Genomic DNA, 22,431 nt, shown 5'->3' on the forward strand with positions numbered 1-22,431 from the left:
TTAACCTTTCAACTCGCAACGCTCAACGGTTCTCCGCCGCGTCTTCTTCCGCCTTCAACTTGCGGTACTCGATCGGGGTCATGCCGACCCAGCGTTTGAAAGCCCGGTAGAACGTGGACGGTTCCGAGAAGCCGGTGAGATAGACGATTTCATCAATGGATTCTTCGGTACCGGCGAGAAGACGCTTGGCCAAACGGCAACGATAGTCAGCGACCAGCTGGTTGAAGTTGGTGCCGGCATCCGCAAGCCGAGTCCGTAGCTGACGGGCCTTGATGCCCAGGCGTTCGGCCACTTCTTCCAAATTGGCATGACCGGATTCCAGCAGCTCACCGATCAACCGGTTGACCTGGGCCACCAGGTCCTGCTTTTCCAGCCGCGCCACCTGCTCACTGGCGAGCTGTTCATGCAGGTGCAGCAGTTCCGGCTCGTGATGGGCTGACGGCAGATTCATGACCCGGGCATCGAAGTACATGCCAATGCTCGGCATGTCGAATTTCACCGGGCAGTCGAACAGACGCTCGTATTCCAGTTTGTCCGCATGGCGGGTATGACCAAAGTGCACTTCCAGCGGCTCGAAGGCCCCGTCGGTAACAAAGCGGAAAAATTTGATCACGCCCATCATCATGCATTCGTTGAGATGGCTGAGGCGTTTACTCCAGATCATCTGCTTGAGGAAGACACGGTCACCCTCTTCAAACAATTCCCCCTGGGCGGCGTCGGACAGCAGGCGCTGGTAATCCAGAGCTCGCTTGAGGCCTTCGCCAAAGGTGGGGCTGGAGAGAAACAGGTATTCGAGCACCTGGCCCTTGTAGACCGGAATATGCTCCCCTAGATGCAGGCCGATGTGTTCATCACCGGACACCTTCTCCAGGGCCTGCCAGAACCATTCCTGGGCGTCATGGGGCGTACGCAGGTCCGGCACCTGAAGGATGGATTTGTCGAGACCGACTTCTGCCAACACGGCATCGGCATCAATACCGGCGTTTATCATGGCCTTATAGGCCATTCGCAACAGCACACCGGAATCTGTCATTTCTGCCATGCGTTCTGCCTTGTCCCCAAATAAAAAAAGCTACTCTCAGATCGACTGAGAGTAGCATAAGGATGGCAGGGCCGGAACCAGCGCAGGACCGGCCCGAACCAGGAGATCAGACCACCTTGAGGCTATCAGGCAGCCTTGCGTGTCTCTGACTCAGGTTCACGGGTCAGGGACACTACTTTGGCGCGCAGACCATTGAGCGGGCCCTTCTTGCTGCCCCCTTCCGTTTTGCTGGGCAGGGACAGCTTGAAGATCCGTTTCCAGACGCTCAGAGACTGCTTCACGAAAGAGCCGGTGTTGTACGGCAGGCCATGTTTTTCACAGATGGCACGTACTTCAGGAGCGATGCGGGCATAACGGTGAGCCGGCAGATCGGGGAACAGGTGGTGTTCGATCTGGAAGCTCAGGTTGCCGCTCATCACGTGCATCAGACGGCCACCTTCGAAGTTGGCCGAACCAAGCAGCTGACGCACATACCACTGGCCACGGGTCTCGTTCTCGATCACGGACTCGGGGAACTGCTCCACCTCTTCCGGGAAGTGACCGTTATAGATCACCTGGGAAGACCACAGGTTGCGCGCCACATTGGCCGCCATATTACCGGCGAACACGAAGGGGGCGAACGGTCCCGCCAGGGCCGGGAACAGCAGGTAGTCCTTGACCAACTGCTTGCGCATCTTCTTCCAGGTCGGCTTGAATTCGGCCTTCACCTCTTCCTTGGTCTTGGTCTTGTAGATCAGGTAGTCCTCCAGCTTGAGGCTCTGAATCGCCACAAAATGCTGGAAGAAGGTCGCCAGGATACCTGCCAGGATCGGGTTGAACAGGAAGCGGGGTTCCCACTCCTGGTCTTCCGACATGCGCAGGATGCCGTAACCAATGTCATGGTCCTTGTCGAGCACGTTGGTGAAAGTGTGGTGCTCGAAATTGTGGGTCTGCTTCCAGGCTGTGTTAGTGCAGGTGTTGTCCCAGTCAAAGACTTTGGAGTTGATGGCCGGATCGCCCATCCAGTCGTACTGGCCGTGCATCACGTTATGGCCGATTTCCATGTTGTCCAGGATCTTGGAGGCAGAAAGACAAGCCACACCCGCCAGCCATGCCGGCGGCAGGAAACCCGCCATCAGCAAGCCGCGACCGGCCACTTCCAGACGACGCTGACGCTTGATCAGGGTGCGGATATAGGTAGCATCTTCTTCGCCCAGGTCCGCCATTTCACGATTACGGATGACGTCCAGTTCCTGGCCAATGGTCTCGAATTGTTCGGCGGTCAAGTTGCTGAAAATACTCATGTGCTTTCTCCTTAAACCCGGTTTGAAGATTCGTCTCGGGACGCTTCGGTTTGGGTGAATCCGTTTAGATGTCGAGGGTCACCGTGCCCACCGGCACGCTGATGCAAATTTGAATGTCTTCTTCGCCACTGGTGATCTCGCCGGTGCGGATATCGCGCACTTCACCGGCCGTCTTGCGGCAGGTACAAGCGTGGCAGATACCCATGCGGCAACCGGATTCCGGGGTAAGCCCGGCGGACTCGGCCTGTTCCAGCAGGGTGGCGCCATTGTTGATGGCCATTTTTTCGCTCTGTACGAAGCGCACTTCGCCTTCGGCGCTGTCGCTTTCGATCTGCGGCGTCGCCAGGGTGAACTGCTCCTTGTGCAGACGCTCTGCCAGGCCATCCTCTTCCCAGACTTTTTCCACCGCAGCCATCATCGGCGGCGGACCACACAGAAAAGTGGTTGCCTGTGCAAATTCCGGCGCAGCAATGTACAGATGTTCACGGGAAAACAGGCCGGAAAGTTCACCCTGTTCACCCTCATCATTGAAGCAGCGCACCAGGGTCACGTTGTCGTGAGCCCGCGCAATCTCATCCAGTTCGCTGGCGTAGATCATGTCGGCGGCGGTGTTGGCGTAATGCAGGAAGGTGATCGGGCCGCTGAAGCCTTCGTCACACAGGGTGCGCAGCATGGACATCACCGGGGTGATACCACTGCCGCCACTGATCAGCAGCACCTGCTCCGGACGCTGTGCCGGCAGGGCAAACTCGCCGTCTGCCTGGGACAGCAGCACTACGTCGCCAGCGCTCAGCTGTTCACGCAGATGGCGGGAAACAAAGCCGTTGGCGTGCACTTTGGCGGTCAACTCGATGCAGCCGTCAGCACGGTGCAGGGAGTTGGCCGGTGAATAGCAGCGAGTCTGACGCTTGCCATCAATGGTGACGGAAAGCTGGACAAACTGACCGGGAACAAAGCCTTCCCAGTTGTGATTGGGACGCAGAGTCAGGGTCACGCTGTCATTGGTCAGGTAGCGCACGGCTTCAACCTTGGCGCGCACCTCATTAACGGACCACAGCGGATTGAACACTTCCAGATAACGGTCGACGCCATGGGGATAGGAAAGAATATCCGCCACACGGGACTGCAGCAGGCGGGTGAGGCCTTGCTGAAAACGGCTGGAGGTCTGTGTCATTGCGTTCATTGGGTTCATCCCTGTAAGTGAACAGTTGTGCTCATTATTCACAGACCCACTATTTACGTCAACACCTGTACACTTAAATTTGCAAACGCCTGCATTATCATGCAGTTACATATGTTTTTTTCGCACCAGTTGCATCACGGCCCTACAACGAGGAGAATTTACAGCGTATTTTCAGGGTCTGTTGGTGTCTAAAGCCCGCCACCACCCCGGCACATTCCTGCCCGGCCAGTCGGCAACAGGGAAAAGACACTGCCGGCCAGGCCTGACCAGCGACCTGAATCCCAATGCAGAGGCGACCGGTAATGACCAAGGAAACCACCAGCAGAGCCCGCAAGCCGAAACGGGGCCAGACCCGTGAAGCTCTGATGGCGGCGGCGCTGGATCTGGTCGTCAAGAAAGCCCCCTTCTCCAGCCTCAGCCTGCGCGAAGTGACCAAGCGAGCCGGCGTGGTCCCCACCGCCTTCTACCGGCATTTCCCGGACATGAGCGCCCTGGGCCTGACCCTGCTGGATGAATCTTTCCGCACCCTGCGCCATATGATGCGCCAGGTCCGTCAGGAAGAGCTGCCCAACGAGCGCATGCTGCGCGGCTCCCTGGAGGTGTACTTCAACTATGTCCGCAACAACCGCGCCCACTTCCTGTTCGTCTCCAAGGAACTGGCCGGCGGCACCCCCACCATGCGCAACGCCATTCGCCGGGAAATCCGCATGTTCACCAACGAGCTGGCCATGGACATGGCACGCTTTCCGTTTCTGAACCATGTGAATGCGGAAGACCTGCAGATGATGGCCGGGCTGGTAGTCAACAATGTGACGGCCCTGACCCAGGAAATGCTGGAACTGGAAGAAGACGACGAGTTCGGTCAGAACCAGGTGCTCGGCACGGCGGAAAAGCAGCTGCGGCTGATTTATTTCGGCGTCGGCTTCTGGAAGTCCAAACCGGATCAATGATCCCCGGGCTTGCGGCCCTTTCCTGCCGACAGCAAACCTCCATCACAGTTTTCTTTTCGTGTGCTTTAGTCCCTATACAGCCTGTCTGCGCGGCCAATAGCGTGTCGCCTGCCCTGCTCTATACTCCTTCCGTGTCGTCGTTCCATGATCTTTACGCCTCTGCCTGTCACAACGCAGGGACATAAAGATCATGGGTCTGAGACCACCACACGACCAACGGGAAAGGATCGAGTAATGAGTGAGGTAAAATTCCGCGAACTGCGAAATGCGCCCCCCATGGTGATCAACTTCGCCAAGGCGGTCCTGCGCGCCACCGTGAAGCCGGGCAGCAACCCCACCCTGCCGGACATCGGCCTGCGTCTGAACGACGTGGCACTGGATGAAAAACACCTGGCGGCCTACCGCAAGGTCTGCGGCTTCGCCGCCGACGGCAAGCTGCCGGTGACCTACCCGCACATGCACGCCTTCCCGCTGCATATGGCCCTGATCCTCAGCGACGGCTTCCCGTTCCCGGCCATGGGCCTGGTGCACGTGCGCAACAGCATCACCCAGTACCGCCCGATCAGCGAGCGCGAGCAGCTGAACGTGAAGTGCTTCCTGGGCAACCTGACCAAGGTAGACAAGGGCTACGAGTTCTCCATCTTCACCAGCATCAGCACTGGCGGTGAACGGGTGTGGGAAAGCGAATCGGTGAACTTCTTCCGCAGCGGCGGCGGTAGCAGCAGCAAGAAGAAAGATGCGCCCAAGCCGCAGCCGGCCACCGATACCGTGGAATGGAAGGTTCCCGGCGACACAGGCCGTCGCTACGGCGCTGTCTCCGGCGACCGCAACCCGATTCACCTGTACCCACTGTCCGCCAAGCTGTTCGGCTTCAAACGCCAAATAGCCCACGGCATGTGGTCCAAGGCCCGCTGCCTGGCCGAGCTGCAGAATCAGCTGCCGGAAGAAGCCTTCACCGTGGATGTGCAGTTCAAACTGCCCATGTTCATCCCCGCCACCGTGAAATTCGAGAACAAGCCGGCAGACGGCGGCAGCGACTTCCGCCTGCTCGCCAAGGACGGCATCAAACCGCACCTGGCCGGCCAGATCCGCCCGGCGGAGTAAAAACAGCTACAAGCGTCAAGTCACAAGCTGCAACGCGGGCAGGGCCGTGCTAATCACATAGCGCCCTGCCCGCGTTTTTTGTGGCTGGCTTGCAAAGAACGGTAGGAGCGCCGCTCGCGGCGCGATTCGAACCTTGCCGTAGGTTGTTGATGTAGGAACACCTCTTGAGGTGCGAACCGAGCGTAGCGAGGCGGCAAAGATCAAAGTCCGTCCGCCATTCTTTCTGGAACCTGTCGAGCGCTGATATCCCTGATCGCCCTGCGGCCGATTTCCGCGCAAGCGCGGTTCGCACCTCAAGAGGTGTATTCGCTTAGCTCACCCTTCGGGCCGCACGGAACTACGCGCGTTACTCCGCTACGCTCCGTTCCTACAGGTGCTCCGTAGCAATGCACAAGTAGATTGCCGCTGACACCTGCACTAAACTCGCTTCCCATGCGCAACGACACCGACGATTTCCTGTCCCTGTTCCTGAACGACACGCCCCTGCTGGACGTGCGTGCCCCTGTGGAATTTGCCAAAGGCGCCTTCCCCGGTGCCGCCAATATCGCCCTGATCAACGACGACGAACGCCACCAGATCGGCATCTGCTACAAGCAGCATGGCCAGCAGGCGGCCATTGATCTGGGTAACGAACTGGTCAGCGGAACCGAGCGCGAACAGCGCATGCAAGCCTGGCAGCAATGGTGGCAGGCCAATCCGAACGGTTATCTGTATTGCTTCCGGGGCGGGCTGCGCAGCCAGACCACCCAGGCCTGGCTGCGTGAAGCCGGGATCGATGCGCCGCTGATTACCGGTGGCTACAAGGCCATGCGCCGTTTCCTGCTCGACGAGATGGAAGCCTGCATTGCCGCCCTGCCCTTCGAGATCCTCTGCGGTCGCACCGGTTGCGCCAAGACCCGGGTCATCGAAAGCCAGACCAATGCCGTGGATCTGGAAGGGCTGGCTCATCACCGTGGCTCTTCCTTCGGCCGACGCCCCGGCGGTCAGCCCACCCAGATCGATTTCGACAATGCTCTGGCCATCGCCATGCTCAAGCAGCGAGCACAGAGCCCGGCCAGGGTATTGCTGGAAGACGAGAGCAAACTGATCGGCCGCTGCCACCTGCCCTTTTCCCTGCAGGACAAGATCAGCACCTGCCCGCGCATCATCATCAACGAGACGCTGGAATCCCGGGTGCAGGTGACCCTGGAAGATTACGTGGTAGGACCGCTGGAAGAATACCGCCAGCACTTTGGCGAAAAGCAGGCTCTTCACTATCTGGGGGAAGAGCTGCTCGCCGCCATGGACCGCATCCGCCGCCGCCTGGGCGGACTGCGCCACCAACAGCTCCGCCAGCAACTGTCCGAAGCTCTGGCCGTCCAGGCCATCAGCGGTGACACCGGACTACACGAAGACTGGATCCGCACTCTGCTCAGCGACTACTACGACCCCATGTACGACTACATGCTTTCCCGCCGGGAAGGGGACATTGTCTTTGAGGGTAGCCGCAACGAGGTCATGGCGTTTCTGGAAGAACGCCAGACGCCAGACGCCTGAAACCCCAAGCGACTGTTGGAGCCTTGCTCGCAAGGCGAATAATCCGCAGAACCTATTGGCGGGCATTCGCCTTGCAAGCAAGGCTCCAACGAAAGGCGGAGGGGAATTATCTCCCCGGTTTGCCTCCGAAGCCTCCGTTGGAGCTTTGCTCGCAAAGCGAAGAGCTACCCGCTGGCATGGCACCGGAATAACGCCCTTCGCCTTGCAAGCAAGGCTCCAACAGGGATTTATCTTCCAGGCTGCGTTGTACACTGGTATCCAGCACCCGGCGCTCTATAATCACCTTGTCGTGTCTGGCCGGACCCGCGACGGAATGTCCACTTTGTCCGGTAAGCCTCCCTATTGAACGGAGTCAACAATGCGTTTCAAGCTTCTTGCCGCCCTGTTTGCAGCACTGCTGCTCTCTGCCTGTAATGAACCCCACACCGGGACCTTCGTTTTCACCGCCATCCCTGATCAGGATGAATCGCAACTGGAAAAACGCTTCGGCGTGGTTGCCCTCTATCTGGAAGAAAAACTGGGCGTGCCGGTGAAATATGTGCCGGTGAAATCCTATGCCGCTGCCGTCACTGCCTTCCGCAATAACGAAGTGCAGATGGCCTGGTTCGGCGGTCTGTCCGGTGTTCAGGCTCGTCGCCTGGTGCCCGGCTCCCAGGCCATCGCCCAGGGCCTGGAAGATCCTGACTTCAAGTCCTACTTCATCGCCAACACCAGTACCGGCCTGACTCAGTCCGATACCCTCCCCGAGGCCTTTATCGATCAGCCGTCCTTCACCTTCGGCTCCAAGGGCAGCACCTCCGGGCGCCTGATGCCGGAGTTCTACCTGCGCGAGACCTTCAACCAGGCCCCGGACCAACTGTTTGATAAAGTCGGCTTCTCCGGCGACCATAGCGCCACCATCGCCCTGGTACAAAGCGGCGCCTACGCTACCGGCGCGGTGAACTACAAGGTATGGGAGCGCGAGCTGGAAGAAGGCAAGATCGACACCAGCAAGGTACAGGTGATCTGGGAAACCCCCGGTTATCCGGACTACCACTGGACCGTACGCGGCGATCTGAATGACAAGTTCGGCGACGGTTTCAGCCAGCGCGTCACCGAGGCCCTGCTGGCCATCGATGACCCGGTATTGCTGAATGCGTTCCCGCGGGAAAAATTCATCCCCGCCAGCAATGACGACTTTGCGCCCATCGAGGAAACTGCCGAAGCCATCGGCCTGCTGGACGCGCAGTAACAGGATCGGATTTTGACATTCCATCTTGAGAATGCACGACTTGGCCACCCGGGCCAGGTCGTGTTTGCGTCCCTGTCGCTGACCATTGCCGACGGGGAAAAAGTCGCCTTGCTGGGTCCCTCCGGCGCCGGCAAGTCCACCCTGCTGGCGGCACTGCGCCAGCAACAGGAAGCCAGCTGTGCCTGGTGCCCCCAGGCCGGCGACCTGGTCCCCATGCTCAGCGTCTTCCACAATCTCTACATGGGCGCCCTACCCCGTAACCCGACCCTGACCAACCTGCGCAACCTGATCTGGCCCAGCGCCCGGGAAAAGTCCAGCGTCGGCGAACTGGCCCGGGAGCTGGGGTTACAGGACAAGCTGTTCACCAGCGTGGACCAGTTATCCGGGGGTCAGGCGCAACGGGTTGCTCTGGGTCGTGCGCTCTACACACAACGACCGATACTGCTGGCCGACGAGCCGGTCTCCAGCCTGGATGAACACCAGGGGCTGGCGTTGCTGCGACAGGCACTGGGCCGCCACCATACCGCCGTGGTCGCGCTGCATGATCGGGAGCTGGCGCTGCAATGCTGCGACCGCATCATCGGCCTGGGTGACGGCAAGATTCTGCTCGACGCCCCCGCCAGCACCCTGAACCTGAGTGACCTGGACACGCTCTACCAATGAGCCCCGGCGAGCACGGCCAGGCTTCCGGCGCCCGGTATCCCGTCATCAACACCACCGCCTCCCGCTGGCGCCGTGCCAGCTTCTGGCTCGCCGTAGCCGGGTTGATTGCCCTGGCGTTTGCCGACCTGGAGATAGCCCGCTCCTCCCCGGGCAGCGAGCTGCTGCGCATGGGCCAGGGCTTTCTGGCACCAGACTTTTTCTCCACCGATAACCTCTGGCGAGCACTGGCCAATACCCTGGCCTTCGCCTGGCAGGGCACCGCCCTGGCCGCCCTGTTCGGCTTTCTCATGGCCATGGTCTGGCATCAACGTTGGGTGCGGAGCTTTGCCGCCAGCATCCGCGCTGTCCATGAGCTGTTCTGGGGGTTGCTGTTGTTACAGGTGGCCGGGCTGAGCACCGTCACCGGGGTATTGGCCATCGCCATTCCCTACGCGGGCATCTTCGCCAAGGTCTTCGGTGAATTTCTGGAGGAAGCCGACGCGGCCCCCGCCAGCGCCCTGCCAGCCAGCGGCCAGCGCCTGAGCGTGTTTTTCTATGCCCGCCTGCCACTGGTCTGGCAGGCCTTCAAGGCCTACGGCGGCTACCGGCTGGAATGCGCCATCCGCGCCTCAGCCATCCTGGGTTTCATCGGCCTGCCCACCCTGGGTTTCCATCTGGAAACCGCCTTTCGTGAAGGCAGCTACGACCAGGGCGCCGCCCTGCTTTACCTGTTCTTTGCCATCATCTTTACCCTGCGCTGGTGGCTGCGCCCGGCGCTGATTCCGGTATACCTGCTGGCCGCCATTGCCTGGGCGCCACCGCTGTTCACCGGTCGGCTCGATACCCTGGTGCGCTTTGTCACCGTGGATCTGGTACCAATGCCGTTACGCCAGGGCGGAGGATTGACGGAACTGTGGCAGTGGTTTGCCATGCTTTGGCAACAACAACTGTGGCCGGGGCTCTGGCAGACCCTGGTGCTGGGCCTCGGAGCCCTGCTGCTCACCGGCCTGCTATCGCTGCTGCTGTTTCCTCTGATCTCGCCCCTGTTCGGCAACCGGGTCAGCCGTACCGCCGGCCATGGCCTGTTGGTGGTCATGCGCACCACCCCGGAATTCTTTCTCGCCTTCTTCTTCCTGATTCTGCTCGGCCCATCCATGCTGCCGGGCATCCTGGCCCTGGCCCTGCACACCGGTGCCATCGTTGCTCACCTCACCGGCCGCTTCAGCGAAAGCCTGACGCTGCGCGCCGATGCCCCCACCGGCCTCAACCGCTACGCCTGGGAAGTACTGCCCCGCGTCACCCCCAATCTGCTGGCCTTCCTGCTCTACCGCTGGGAAGTGATCATGCGCGAAACGGCGGTGCTGGGGATTCTTGGCATTCATACCCTGGGTTTCTATATTGATTCCAGCGTGGCGGAATTCCGCTTCGATCGGACCCTGCTATTGATCCTGGCCACGGTGATGCTCAATCTGGCGGTGGATGCATTGTCTCGGGGATTGCGCAAGCGGTTACGGCTAAAACCGGGGTTGGGTCTATGAAGGCAATGAAACGAACGCGTTATTTTCAAGGCAGCTCATGAAACTCTATCAAGTCGATGCCTTTACCTCTTCCCTGTTTGCCGGCAACCCGGCAGCCGTGGTGCCGCTGGAAAGCTGGCCGGACGATGCCCTGCTGCAGAACATCGCCATGGAGAACAACCTGTCGGAGACGGCCTTTCTGGTGGCGGACGACACCGGCCATACGCTGCGTTGGTTTACCCCCAGTGTGGAAGTGGATCTGTGTGGCCATGCCACCCTGGCGGCTGCCTGGGTAGTGTTCAATGCGTTGGGATTTCCCGGTGAGCGGATTCGTTTCAATACCGCATCCGGTGCCCTGTATGTGGAGCGCAACGGCCAGACCCTGAGCCTGGATTTCCCCAGCCGACCGGCGCACCCGGTCAGCAACCGGGCACCCTACGAGCAGGCGCTGGGCATTCCTCTTACGGAGGTTCTTCAGGCTCGCGATACCCTGGTGGTGCTGGACAGTGCGGAACAGGTACGCAACTTCCAGCCGGATTTTGCCGCCATCGGCAAACTGGATACCTTTGCGATCATGATCACCGCCCCCGGCGATGACTGCGATTTCGTCAGCCGCTTTTTCGCCCCGGCCAAGGGCGTGCCGGAAGACCCGGTGACCGGCTCCGCCCATTGCACCCTGGTGCCCTACTGGGCCGAACGGCTGGGCAAGACCACCCTGCATGCCCGCCAGCTTTCTGCACGGGGCGGCGAATTACACTGCACCCTGAAAGGAGACCGGGTTACCCTGAGTGGCCAGGCCCGCTGCTTTTTGAAAGGCGATATTCTGCTGTGATGACCCCCTCGGCCAACCACGACCTGGTATTGATTGGCGGCGGCCACAGCCATGCCCTGGCCCTGCGCATGCTGGCAATGAAACCGATCCCCGGCGTACGGATTACCCTGGTGTCGCCCGATGCGTTGAGCGCCTATTCCGGTATGCTGCCCGGCCTGATCGCCGGCCACTACACCCTCACCGATAGCCACGTGGATTTGTACCGGCTATGCCTGACCACCGGCACCCGCTTTATCCGCGCTGCGGTAACACAGATCTGCAGCGCCGAACGGCGCCTGACTCTGGATGATGGCAGTACCCTGGACTATGACTGGCTAAGCCTGGATGTGGGCGCCACACCGGACCTGCAACCCGTGGGTGGCGGTCACCCGGACATCGTGCCGGTAAAACCGGTAGCCAGTTTCCACCAGCGCTGGCAGCAATGGCGTGATCATGACAGCCCACTGGCCGTGGTAGGCGCTGGCGCCGGTGGTACGGAAATGGTCCTGGCCATCGCCGAACATCAGCGACAGGCCGGACACCATGGAGCCCTGTCACTCATCAGCGGCGGAGAACTACTGCCAGGCTACCCGGAATCCGTGCGGCGGCGCATGCAACGCTATCTGGATGACTACGGCATCCAGTTGCGTGAGCATACACGGGTGGAAAAACGCGGCGATGCGCTCTACGCCAACGAAGCTCCCCTGGACGCCACCCGGGTGCTCTGGTGCACCGGCGTACGTGGCACCCGGGTGATCGCTGACAGCGACCTGGACTGTGACGACAAGGGCTTTGTGCGGGTAAACGAGACCCTGCAAAGCCGCAGCGACAGCCGCGTGTTTGCCGCCGGCGATTGCGCCGCCTTCCCCGACAGCCTGCCCAAGGCCGGCGTTTATGCCGTGCGTCAGGCCAAGGTGCTGGCCCACAACCTGAACGCCGCCATCAGCGGGCAACCCTTGCAGGCCTACCAACCGCAGAAACGCTTTCTTTCTTTGCTCTCCGCTGGCGGCAAGCAGGCAGTGGCCAGCCGTGGCGGAACCCTGTCCGTTGCCGGACACTGGGTATGGCGCTGGAAGGATCGCATCGATCGCGCCTTCATGGACAAGTTCGATCGCCAGTTACCCACCATGACACCGCCTGCGGCGGACCCGGATACCCTGCATTGCGCCGGCTGCGGCGCCAAGGTGGGCAGTGGCGCGCTCCATGATGCCTTGCGGGATTTACAGCCTTATCTCAGCGACGGCATTGAAGCCGGCGTTGATGCCGCCGACGACGCGGCCATCATTCACTGGGCAGACAACAAGCGATTGGTGCAGAGCCTGGATTATTTCCCGGCCTTCATTGACGAGCCCTACCTGTTCGGCAGAGTCGCCGCCCTGCACAGCCTCAGCGATCTGTACGCCATGAACGCCACGCCCCACTCTGCCCTCGCCAACGTGACCCTGCCCTGGCACCACCCGAAATTGCAGGGTCGGGATCTGCACCGCTTGATGGCTGGTGCCGTGAAAGAACTGAACACCGCCGGCTGCACCCTGGTTGGCGGCCACACCATCGAAGGCCCGCAGATGGCCGCCGGCTTTACCGTCAACGGTCAGGCGGACCCGCAACAACTCTGGCACAAACGCGGCGCCCGGAACGGCGATCGTCTGCTGCTGACCAAACCCCTGGGCAGCGGCGTGCAGCTGGCCGCCATGATGCAGAAAAATAAACTGTACGGCCCCTGGCTGGATGCCACTCTGGACCACCTGCTGGTCAGCAATCGCATCGCCCAGCAGGTCATGCAGGGTTTTCCCGTGCACGCCTGCACCGATGTCACCGGCTTTGGTCTACTCGGCCATCTCCATGAAATCTGTCAGCAAAGTGATGTGGCCATGGCCGTCGATAGCGACAGCGTTCCCCTGCTGCCCGGCACTCTGTCGCTGATTGAAAACGGAGTGATTAGCACCCTCAACGAGGCCAACCGGCAAGTGTTGATGCATTGCGATACGCAGCAGATTGCTGAGTCGCTACTGACTATCCTGTGTGACCCGCAAACCGCCGGCGGACTGCTGTTCAGCATTCCCGAAGCGGCACTGGCCCAGGCCCTTGTGCAATTGCGTGAAGCGGGAGTGAACGCGTCAGAAATTGGTAAAGTCCTTGTAAAAAATGGTGATTCTTCGAGAGATATTCTTCTGCATTAGGGTCAAGGTGTTAGTGTTGAATTCATTGAGCTGAATGGAGATATCCCATGACCAAGCGTATTACCGGTATTCTCAGTGCATCATTGCTGCTTTTCATGCAGTTGATGATTGTGCCGGCCGCCCAGGCCGCCATGATCGGTAACGACACGGTAATTCAACAACAGGACCGTGCGGCCATGAGGGCGCAGGTAATGGAGCTGATGGACCACAAGGTCGCCGCCAAGGCACTGGGTGATTACGGTGTCAGCCAGGATCAGGTGAGCCAGCGTCTCGACCGTCTTACTGATCAGGAACTGCAGCAGCTGGCCCAGAAAGCGGAAGAGTTGCCCGCGGGTCAAGGCGTGGTTGGCGTAATCCTCGCCATCATCCTGATTCTGGTGTTGCTGGATCTGCTGGGCGCCACCGACGTCTTTCCGGTTATCGATCCTATAAACTGATCCATGTCTGTCCCCTATGGCGAGGAGCCAATCGCTCCTCGCCTTTCACTCGTAAGCCTTACCCGCCCTTTCAACCTGGTATGCCTTGTCAGCCTGCTGGCTCTGCTTTCCTTGAGTGGATGTCAAAGTTTCCCGCCTCCTCAAAGTGCGCAGGTGGAAACCGAGCAGCAGCTAGTGGTGCCCTTTGTCCCCCAGGAAAAATACCAATGCGGCCCCGCCGCCCTGGCCATGATGCTGCAATGGGCCGGCAAGCCGGTGAGTGCAAACAGTCTGGTTGATGAGGTGTGGTTACCAGAGCGGGAAGGCAGCCTGGGCATCGAATTGCGTGCCGCCGCCCGCAGCCGTGGCCTGATGGCTTACCCGGTGGAAAACAGCGAGGCGCTGTTCCGCGAACTGCAGGCTGGCCGGCCGGTACTGGTGTTGCAGAACCTGGCCCTGCGTCGCTGGCCTCAGTGGCATTTTGCCGTAGTCACCGGCTATCAGGACGAAGGTAATACCATGGTGCTGCACAGCGGCACCGACGCCGGCAAGACCAGCCACTGGAACCGCTTTATCCGCACCTGGGCCCGTGCCGATCAATGGGGCTTTACCCTGGTCGAACCGGGACAACTGCCGGCCAGTGCGGAACCGGAAAGCCTGTTCCGGGCGATTTCTGCCCTGCCCAATGCCGAGGCCTTCTGGCCGGCGGCGGTAGAGGCGTTCCCGAACAGCGGCAAGCTATGGTTCGGCCACGGCAACAGCCTGTGGAGCCAGGATCAACAGCAACCGGCGCTCGACGCCTTCCAACGGGCAACCCGCCAGGCGCCAGACTTTGCCGCCGCCTGGAATAACCTGGCCTACGCCCAGCAGGCACTGGGCGATGAGGAAGGAGCCCGCGACAGTATCTGCCGTGCCCATGCCCTTGCCCCCCAGGACAAAGCCATCCGCGATAGCGTCATGGAGCTGACCGGTCAATCCTGTCCCGACGAGGCCTCGTCGACCGGTTCCGTCTGTTGCGCCGATAACTGATCGCGCTGCTCACGTAACCTGGCCAGCTTGGCTTCCCCTTCCGCCAGTTGCGCCAGCCGATGCAAAGAACGCATACATGGCATGCGTCTGATGCTGCTCTTAATGCTGATAAACATGAACGTAGCTATTCTCAAGCAACAGATGCCGACGCAGGCAGAACAACTGCTGCGCCCCTTGCAACGCCTTGGTAAGCTTGCCGAGACTTGGGCGTAAATAATCGTCTCTGCAGGGTGCAGTGAACGCGGCAAATTTCCCTGCAAAACACATTGATAGCCCCCTTACCCATTGGAGCTTGTTGGTTATGGATCGACGTCTGGCCCTTTTCCTGCTGATTTTTCTCCCCGCCATGGCGCAGGCCCAAATCGGCGGCTTTTCCCTGCCCGGCGTCGGCGACCTGGAAAAACAGATATCCGGCAGCGAAGACACCAGCAGCGATGGCAGCGCCAACCCTGACAAGAAAATTCTGCAACAGACCCTGGAACTACGCCGCGAAATCGACAGCAACCAGCAAACCATCAAGGATCTGGAAACTTTCGCGCGACAGGCATCCACCCAGCGGGCACGCCTCAACGCCGAGCTGGCCAAGGCCCGGCAACAGCAGGACAAGGACTGGGCCGCGCAATATAAGGACTTGGCGCTGCAAGCCCTTATCGAGAGGCTGACCAGCCGCCTGGATGCGCTGGAGAAGAACCAGAGCCGCCTGGCCGAGGTCAACGGTGAACTGACCCGCGCCCAGACCCTGCCCGAACAGGCCCAGAATGTGATCAGCAAGGCCATGGAGCGCATGGATACCATCCGCTCCCGGCTCAATGAGGGCACCGACGAAAACGGTGAGCCGCTCAGCGAAAAGCAGGAACAGGGGCTCAATACCGAACTACGCGCCCTGGAAACCCGTATCGAGCGCTACAACCAGGAACTGACCGTCGTCGACAAGAAACAGGATGTGGCCCGCCTGGAACAACAGTTACTGCGTACCGAGCAAGCCACCCTGGAAGCCCAGCTTGATGCCGTGCAGCCCCTGATCCAGCAACGCCGTATCAATCAGCTGGAAGAGATAGCCAAATCGCCAGAATCATCGCTGCCGGACAGCGTGCTGGAAAACAAGCGGATCCAGAATGCCAAGGCGGAAAACCAGGCCCTGCGTGAGCAACTCGCCAGCACCAGCCAGGCCGTCAACAGTCTGCTGCGCCGCGCCATCGACACCAAAACGCAATTGGACAAGGCCCGCGCCCTGTCCAGCACCGTCAACGATCAGATCCGCCTGCTGGATGGCAGCCTGCTACTGTCACGGGTGCTGTATCAGCAACAGAAACGCCTGCCGCAGACCCAGTCGGACATGAACCTGCAGAAACGCATTTCCGACGCTCGCCTGGAGCAATTCGAGCTGGAGCAAAAGATCCAGTCGCTGGATAACTCGCCCCTGCCAGAACAGGAAAAAATCAAAGGGGAGCTCTCCCCGGATCTGGAGCAAGCGTTTACCATCTTGCATCGGGAGCGGCGCGAGCTGTACGACCAGCTCAATCAGGAGCTGGGTCGGCAACTGGCTATCCTCACCCGTACCCAGCTCAACAAGGAGCAACTGGACAAGGTATCACGCAGCCTGCACAGCATTATCTCCGAGCAGACCTTCTGGATGCCCAGCACCCAGCCGGTGAGCCTGGAATGGCTCGGCAAGCTGCCCGGGCATATCACCCAGCAACTGCGCGACATGCCCTGGAAAGCCCTCTGGCAGGGCGCCCGCGAACTGGTTACCGGAAAATGGGGCTGGCTGGTGCTGGCCGCGATTCCCGCCATTATTCTGATGCTGCTGCGCCCACGACTGAAAAAACGCATCGACACCATGAACAAGGATGTGGGTTTCCTGCGCCGCGACAGCCAACTGCACACCCCGTTGAGTCTTATCTATACCGTGCTGATCTCGTCTCCCGCGCCCATCGCCCTGGCCGTGATTGCCGCCGGACTGTGGCGTCAGCCCAGCACCATTAACAGCGTACTGGGGGCCGCCCTGGCCCAGCTCGCCCTGCTCTGGCTGGTGTTCGAAATGCTTTACCGACTGCTGAAAAACGGTGGTATTGCCCAGCGCCATTTCCGCTGGGACAACCAGCAAAATCAGCATATGCGTCGCCGCCTGGCGCTCACCGGCCTGGCCTTTATTCCGATGACCTTCATCATCGCTTTCGGTGACCAGTGGCCCGCGCAACTCAGTAACGACCGGCTCGGCCTGGTAATCATGGTAGTCAGCCTGATCGTGGTGATGATCAGCCTGCCCTCGGTGGCCAGGAGCTATCCCGGCCGGCATTACAGCCGCACCATGAAAGGCCTATCCACCGGCTTGTGCGCCGCCGCCCCTCTTATCCTCACCGTGCTGATCGGCATCGGTTACTACTACACCTCGGTGCGACTGAGCGGCCACATGATCTACAGCCTCTACTTGGTGGTGCTATGGATTCTGCTCGACGCCGTGGCGGTTCGCGGCCTGGCCGTGGCCGCCCAGCGGTTGGCCTACCGGCGCGCAGTGGCCCAGCGGGAAGCCGAGCAAAAAAGCTCTGACACCTCCTCTGCTGCATCAGAAGCGGTGGAAGTGGAAGAACCGCAGCTGGACCTGAAACAGGTCAACCAACAATCCCTGCGCCTGATCCGCCTGGCACTAATCGCCGGTATCGGCCTGCTGGTGTATTGGGTCTGGGCAGATGTGTTCCACGCCTTCTCCTACACCGAAAACATCGTGCTCTGGGAAACCGCCGATGCTGCCGGCCAGGCCAGTGGCACCTCCCCCATCAGCCTGGGCGATGTGATGACCGCCCTGATCATTGGCGCTGTCACCTTCCTGCTGGCCAGCAACCTGCCAGGCCTGCTGGAGGTGCTGGTGTTGTCACGCATGGACCTGCGCCAGGGCACCAGTTACGCCACCACCACCCTGCTCTCCTATGTGATCGTGGCCAGCGGTGTGATCATCACGTTCGGCGCTCTGGGCTTGAGCTGGGACAAAATGCAGTGGCTGGTGGCCGCACTGGGGGTGGGCCTGGGCTTTGGCCTGCAGGAAATCTTCGCCAACTTCATCTCCGGCATCATCCTGCTGTTCGAGCGCCCCATCCGCATCGGCGACGTAATCACCATCAACAACCTGGATGGCACCGTCAGCCGCATCCGCATCCGCGCCACCACCCTGATCGACTTCGACCGCAAGGAGATCCTGGTGCCCAACAAGGTGTTTGTCACCGAGCGACTGATCAACTGGTCCCTGTCCGACACCGTCACCCGCATCATCATCAAGGTGGGCTTCGCCTACGGCTCCGACCTGCAAAAATGCCGCGACATCCTCATGCAGGCCGCCCGGGAAAACAAACGGGTGCTGCGTGACCCGGAACCGGTGGTGTTCTTCCTCACCTTCGGCGCCAGCACCCTGGACCACGAACTGCGTGTCCACGTGAACGACATCGGCGACCGCCTGGCCGCCACCGATGAACTCAACCGCCACATCGATGCCCTGTGCAAGGAACACGACATCGAAATCGCCTTCAGCCAGCTGGATATCCATATCCGAAATGGGGATGGCGACAAGTTGTGTATTGAGGGGGAAAAGAAGGAAAAATCTATACAGCAAGACGACAAGGGTCAGGCACCAAAAGCCAACGACGGGGAGCACAACGAAAGCAACGACCCCCGCTAAACCCGCAGGGCGGAAATACCGACCGGGTATCTCCGCCCTACGCCCCGCTCTCCAGAGGCCACACGACCGGAATAACTACTTCCAGCCCTGCTGCCAGTTCGATTCATCTCTTAGTGCTTTCCAATCAATAGAATCTGAACGGTTTGATATAACCGCCTCTATCAGGCAGTGAATGACTTCACCCTCTTCATCGAACTCGACCTCTGTCACCAGAAAATGTTTTTCTTTCTTTACTGGCTTGACCGCAGTCCACTTGCTGTTAAGCAACTTTTGGGGATTGATTTTATTCATTGCTAGCCTTCAATTGTCACTTAATAACGTCTCAGTCATCCGGCGCGTCAGCCCTCGGATGCACTGGCTTGTTATGAGACGGTCTAACTACAAGGCGCCTCACTTTGAAAAACAACCCAAAAAGGATAGAAGGTAAAACTAGAGTTGACAGCACCGGCAGCTCATTCATAGGCACTAGTACCACTAGCGCCACCGTACAGAGGCCTATGCCCGCTATTAATAGATTGGTCCTTCGGTCATATGCAAGAGCAACCCCACAATGCGGACACCTGTAATCCTGTCGCTCAAACTTATACCAAGGAGATCTATAGGGAGATTTCGCGATAAAGCGCTCCCCGAGTATCTCACCTCCGCAATTTGGGCACGAAATTCGACTATTCATTCTCATAACAGCGTATTCAATTGCAGATGCGATATATCACTTTGCAATATATCTCCGTCTCCAGCTTTCTCTGAATCTACCCGAAAAGCCAAGGCAATCAGTCTTTTAACCGCGACCCAGGAACCATTCTCAACTAAATTTTCTTGCACTTCCGTGTTGAAAGGGAAATTTTGTTCGGACTTTTCTTGCACCGCTAAATCTTAAAAATCACTTTATCTCAGCAACTTACAAAAATCTGTAAGCCATATACTACATATTCAACTTGCGCGCGGGTGAAAAACGGGACGCAAGATCATCTGGTGCTTCGAGCGGGGGCGTTACGTCAAGTCACTACTCCCTTTCCTCACCACCTATGGCTAGCCACTGGCCTTCACTTTGCGAGCAAAGCGCCAACGAGGGGGTTACAATCGTCGGCTGCGTCATCTTAGCCAGGAGTCATATGCGTACTTTCGTCCTCCGCGCCCGAGCCGCGCCCACCGACAGCCAGGCTCTGCTGGCCAATGTGGGCGGCGATGCCCATACGGAAATTCTCGCCCATACGCTGATGAACAGTCTGTTTGTGGCCCAGTCTCACCGGGATGATGTGGTGGTGCATCTGGTGCTGGAAAGCACCCAGGATTACTCCCGCACCATCAGTTTCACCGGGGCGGAGATGCAAAATATTGGCGGCTTCCATGAGAAAGCGTTGCTGGCCAAGGTGGCCAACGCCCTGGATGTGTCTCAGGGACTGGGCAAGGAGCAGGAACGGGCCATGGAGCCGGGCATCCGGGTGCGGACGCTGAGTTTTGAGCGGCTGGTGAAGGATCTGGCGGAGGACCATCAACTGTATGTGATGGACAAGAAGGGGGACAGCATTCGTGAGGTGGATTTCGGGGAGAACCCCTGCTTTCTGCTCACCGACCATATCCCCATGCCGAAGAAGACCTTCAACAGTCTGAAGCGGCTGGGCGCGGAGAAGATCAGCCTGGGGCCGAGGATGCTGTTTGCGTCGCAGTGTGTGGTGTTGATTCAGAATGAGCTGGATTTGGCGGGGATGTAGGAGGAACGGTTCTACAGGGCCGCTGTAGGAACGGCGCTTGAGCCGCGAATCGGTTGTGGCAACCAAGCCCCTGATCGCCCTACGGTCGATGCCCTCGCAAGCGAGGGTTCGCGGCTCAAGCGCCGCTCCTACAGCGGCTTCGTCCAAAGCGTCATTCGCGCCTCAAGAGGCGCTCCTACAGCGGCTCCGTCAGAGGGCATGCCGCGGTTTTCGCTATTAACTATTCACTGTTAACTATTAACTGCTCTTAATCAGCTTTCCAGCCACACCTCACGGGCCCACTGCCAGATAGAACTCCAATCCTCGTCCTCGTTGACGCCCTCCCCCGGTACCCAGAAGACGATCTGGCCGTCCTGGCCGATGGCGTAAACGCCTTCTTCGGCCTGGCAGACAGGAATCAGCGAACGGGGCATGCCCTGGCTCCAGGCCTGGGCGGCCAGCTCGGGGAGGAAGTTGTGGGCGTAGTCGTCGGTGACGGTGGCCGGTTCCAGGCTGCCGCAAATAATGTCGCCGGTGGTGAGCAGGAATTCCTTGTACTCCCCCGGCAGGGAAATCAGCAGCTGTTCTTCGATCTCCACCAGGCGGTCTTCGTCCGGCAGCTCCAGGGCTACCAGTGCGCCTTGGTGGCGTTCGCGCAGCAGGTCGATCAGGTCATCCATTTACAGCGTTCCGGTTGGCATATTCGTTGACGATATTTTGTAGGAGCTATGCTTGCATGGCGAATTTCGCCTGGACAATTCGCCATGCAAGCATAGCTCCAACGATACAATTTTTACCCTTGGCGATGATCCCGACGGAACGGGAACAGGAACTGGTCGACCACGCCTTCCGGCACCTTGGTGCTGGCCCGGGTGCCGTACTCGGCAGCCAGCCGGTTGGGCATGATCAGGGTGCCGAACAGTTTATCGTAGATGGGCAGAAACGCGGCGTAATTTTTGTCCACGGCCTGGTCTTCCGAGGAGTGATGCCAGTGGTGGAATTCCGGGGTGGCGATGAGCCAGCGGATGCCCGGAAACCGGAAGCGCACATTGGCGTGGATAAAGATGGCGTGGAAGGACACGAACACCAGGTAGGCGTACACCGCCGACGGCGAAAAGCCCAGAATGAAGATGGGCAGGTAGCCGATAAAGCGGTTGGCGATGATTTCCACCACATGCAGGCGTGAGGAGGCCAGCCAGTCCATCTGGGTGGTGGAATGATGCACGGCATGGAATTTCCACAGCCATGGCACTTCGTGGAAGGCCCGATGAATCCAGTAGCTGCCCAGGTCGATGACGATGAGGATCTCAATGAACTGCAGCCACAGGGGCTGGCTGGCGATGGCCTGCTGGAAGCCGATATCCACCTTGTCGTGGAGCACCACCTGGATGGGGATGATGGTGAAGAAGCTGATCAGTTGCAGGCCAACATGGCTGAACAGGAAGTATTTGATATCCGTCACCCAGCCCCCGCGCAGGGTTTTCTGGTCCGGGTCTTTGGGGAAGGCTCGTTCCAGGGGGATAAACACCAGCGCCAACACCAACAGGGTAAGGATGAAATAGTCGAGCCCGGCATAGAGGCTGCGACCTTCCACCGGCGGCACATCCAGCCGCCCGGAGCCGATCAGCGCGGCCATGCAGGCCAGCACCATGCCGATAATGCCGTAGCGCTTTTCCTGATGACGCAGCACACTGAAAAAGCCACAGACAAAGCCGATACCGATGCCGATGAACAGGGCAATGCGTAGCACCTCGGCGTTGTAGAAGGCACGGAATTCCGGGGTGGTCAGCAGCTCCGGGTAGAGGAAACAGAAGCTGCCCATCAGCGCCAGAACCCCCAATCCAATGGACACGGTGGCGGTGATCTTGCCCTGGCCCGGGGTCAGATCCACCTCTTCGTAACGTTCCCGCAAAAAGTCTGTCATCTGTTGTTCTCCTTCTGTGCCAAGGCTGCCCGATGATCCGTTCAGACACCACTACACGCCCGTAACAAGCTGCTACACTGCGCGTTCAAGAACATAGCGACTAGCTACGAGCTTCTAGCTACAACGCGCCTCAGCCAGGCGGAATACGACTGACTCCGTGCCCGCGATACTTGCAAAGTGCTCGCAGGCGCGGCGTTATCTTGTTCCCCTGAAAGTCGGATC

Annotated in this window: 19 protein-coding genes; 13 read left to right on the top strand and 6 right to left on the bottom strand. The window is 59.5% G+C overall.

Annotated features, from left to right (window positions below; genetic code table 11):
- Nucleotides 1-22: 22 nt before the first annotated feature.
- From ACMG4M_RS12070 to ACMG4M_RS12080, 3 genes are all read right to left on the bottom strand, one after another.
- Entirely contained in the window at nucleotides 23-1,042 is a 1,020-nt protein-coding gene (locus ACMG4M_RS12070) for an AraC family transcriptional regulator (protein ID WP_414430102.1), read from the bottom strand.
- A 125-nt stretch (nucleotides 1,043-1,167) separates the two neighbouring features.
- The gene (locus ACMG4M_RS12075; protein WP_272974487.1) at nucleotides 1,168-2,325 is read right to left on the bottom strand and encodes a fatty acid desaturase family protein; all 1,158 of its coding nucleotides are present in this window, start codon (nucleotides 2,323-2,325) and stop codon (nucleotides 1,168-1,170) included.
- A 64-nt stretch (nucleotides 2,326-2,389) separates the two neighbouring features.
- Nucleotides 2,390-3,508 carry a ferredoxin reductase gene (locus ACMG4M_RS12080; RefSeq protein WP_349380009.1) on the bottom strand — a complete coding sequence of 373 codons (1,119 nt, stop codon included), beginning with the start codon at nucleotides 3,506-3,508 and terminating at the stop codon, nucleotides 2,390-2,392.
- A gap of 302 nt (nucleotides 3,509-3,810) precedes the next feature.
- On the opposite strand from ACMG4M_RS12080, the gene ACMG4M_RS12085 reads away from it, so the two are divergent.
- The 12 genes from ACMG4M_RS12085 (at nucleotide 3,811) to mscK (ending at nucleotide 18,594) form a co-directional block, all read left to right on the top strand.
- Complete coding sequence (locus tag ACMG4M_RS12085) at nucleotides 3,811-4,458, top strand: TetR family transcriptional regulator (protein ID WP_272974485.1); 648 nt, start codon at nucleotides 3,811-3,813, stop codon at nucleotides 4,456-4,458.
- A gap of 234 nt (nucleotides 4,459-4,692) precedes the next feature.
- Complete coding sequence (locus ACMG4M_RS12090) at nucleotides 4,693-5,562, top strand: MaoC family dehydratase (protein ID WP_272974484.1); 870 nt, start codon at nucleotides 4,693-4,695, stop codon at nucleotides 5,560-5,562.
- 432 nt (nucleotides 5,563-5,994) lie between these two features.
- Entirely contained in the window at nucleotides 5,995-7,098 is a 1,104-nt protein-coding gene (mnmH, locus tag ACMG4M_RS12095) for a tRNA 2-selenouridine(34) synthase MnmH (RefSeq protein WP_414430103.1), read from the top strand.
- Between the two features lie 358 nt (nucleotides 7,099-7,456).
- Entirely contained in the window at nucleotides 7,457-8,329 is an 873-nt protein-coding gene (locus ACMG4M_RS12100) for a putative selenate ABC transporter substrate-binding protein (protein WP_335627643.1), read from the top strand.
- Nucleotides 8,330-8,341: 12 nt separating this feature from the next.
- Nucleotides 8,342-8,992 (top strand): ATP-binding cassette domain-containing protein, encoded by a 651-nt coding sequence (locus ACMG4M_RS12105; RefSeq protein WP_414430104.1) that lies wholly within the window; start codon nucleotides 8,342-8,344, stop codon nucleotides 8,990-8,992.
- Nucleotides 8,989-10,509: an ABC transporter permease gene (locus tag ACMG4M_RS12110; RefSeq protein WP_272998730.1), complete on the top strand. Its 1,521-nt coding sequence runs from the start codon at nucleotides 8,989-8,991 to the stop codon at nucleotides 10,507-10,509. The genes ACMG4M_RS12105 and ACMG4M_RS12110 overlap by 4 nt, the downstream gene beginning before the upstream one ends.
- Before the next feature lie 37 nt (nucleotides 10,510-10,546).
- Nucleotides 10,547-11,320 (top strand): PhzF family phenazine biosynthesis protein, encoded by a 774-nt coding sequence (locus tag ACMG4M_RS12115; RefSeq protein WP_414430105.1) that lies wholly within the window; start codon nucleotides 10,547-10,549, stop codon nucleotides 11,318-11,320.
- On the top strand, nucleotides 11,320-13,479 hold the full coding sequence (gene selD, locus ACMG4M_RS12120; protein WP_414431134.1) for a selenide, water dikinase SelD: 2,160 nt from the start codon (nucleotides 11,320-11,322) through the stop codon (nucleotides 13,477-13,479). Before ACMG4M_RS12115 ends, selD begins: the two co-directional genes overlap by 1 nt.
- Nucleotides 13,480-13,526: 47 nt before the next feature.
- Nucleotides 13,527-13,916, top strand: coding sequence for a PA2779 family protein (locus ACMG4M_RS12125; RefSeq protein ID WP_414430106.1), 390 nt, complete (start codon nucleotides 13,527-13,529; stop codon nucleotides 13,914-13,916).
- A gap of 153 nt (nucleotides 13,917-14,069) precedes the next feature.
- A complete protein-coding gene (locus ACMG4M_RS12130) occupies nucleotides 14,070-14,924 on the top strand; it encodes a PA2778 family cysteine peptidase (RefSeq protein ID WP_232222035.1) in 855 nt (284 codons plus the stop codon).
- 81 nt (nucleotides 14,925-15,005) lie between these two features.
- Nucleotides 15,006-15,137, top strand: a complete 132-nt coding sequence (locus ACMG4M_RS12135; protein WP_269530021.1) for a hypothetical protein — start codon at nucleotides 15,006-15,008, stop codon at nucleotides 15,135-15,137.
- Between the two features lie 88 nt (nucleotides 15,138-15,225).
- Complete coding sequence (gene mscK, locus ACMG4M_RS12140) at nucleotides 15,226-18,594, top strand: mechanosensitive channel MscK (protein ID WP_414430107.1); 3,369 nt, start codon at nucleotides 15,226-15,228, stop codon at nucleotides 18,592-18,594.
- A 75-nt stretch (nucleotides 18,595-18,669) separates the two neighbouring features.
- Here the strand turns inward: mscK and ACMG4M_RS12145 are convergent, their stop codons facing one another.
- Nucleotides 18,670-18,885: a TIGR02450 family Trp-rich protein gene (locus ACMG4M_RS12145; RefSeq protein WP_035246582.1), complete on the bottom strand. Its 216-nt coding sequence runs from the start codon at nucleotides 18,883-18,885 to the stop codon at nucleotides 18,670-18,672.
- An 821-nt stretch (nucleotides 18,886-19,706) separates the two neighbouring features.
- Here ACMG4M_RS12145 and trmY point away from each other — a divergent pair.
- Nucleotides 19,707-20,306 carry a tRNA (pseudouridine(54)-N(1))-methyltransferase TrmY gene (gene trmY / locus ACMG4M_RS12150; RefSeq protein ID WP_277672744.1) on the top strand — a complete coding sequence of 200 codons (600 nt, stop codon included), beginning with the start codon at nucleotides 19,707-19,709 and terminating at the stop codon, nucleotides 20,304-20,306.
- 251 nt (nucleotides 20,307-20,557) lie between these two features.
- Here the strand turns inward: trmY and ACMG4M_RS12155 are convergent, their stop codons facing one another.
- Both ACMG4M_RS12155 and ACMG4M_RS12160 read right to left on the bottom strand, forming a co-directional pair.
- The gene (locus ACMG4M_RS12155; RefSeq protein ID WP_035246574.1) at nucleotides 20,558-20,965 is read right to left on the bottom strand and encodes an SMI1/KNR4 family protein; all 408 of its coding nucleotides are present in this window, start codon (nucleotides 20,963-20,965) and stop codon (nucleotides 20,558-20,560) included.
- A gap of 113 nt (nucleotides 20,966-21,078) precedes the next feature.
- Nucleotides 21,079-22,209 carry a sterol desaturase family protein gene (locus tag ACMG4M_RS12160; RefSeq protein WP_035246571.1) on the bottom strand — a complete coding sequence of 377 codons (1,131 nt, stop codon included), beginning with the start codon at nucleotides 22,207-22,209 and terminating at the stop codon, nucleotides 21,079-21,081.
- Nucleotides 22,210-22,431: the final 222 nt, after the last annotated feature.

The sequence above is a fragment of the Alcanivorax sp. IL3 genome, from assembly GCF_047495465.1.
Classification (GTDB): Bacteria; Pseudomonadota; Gammaproteobacteria; order Pseudomonadales; family Alcanivoracaceae; genus Alcanivorax; species Alcanivorax jadensis.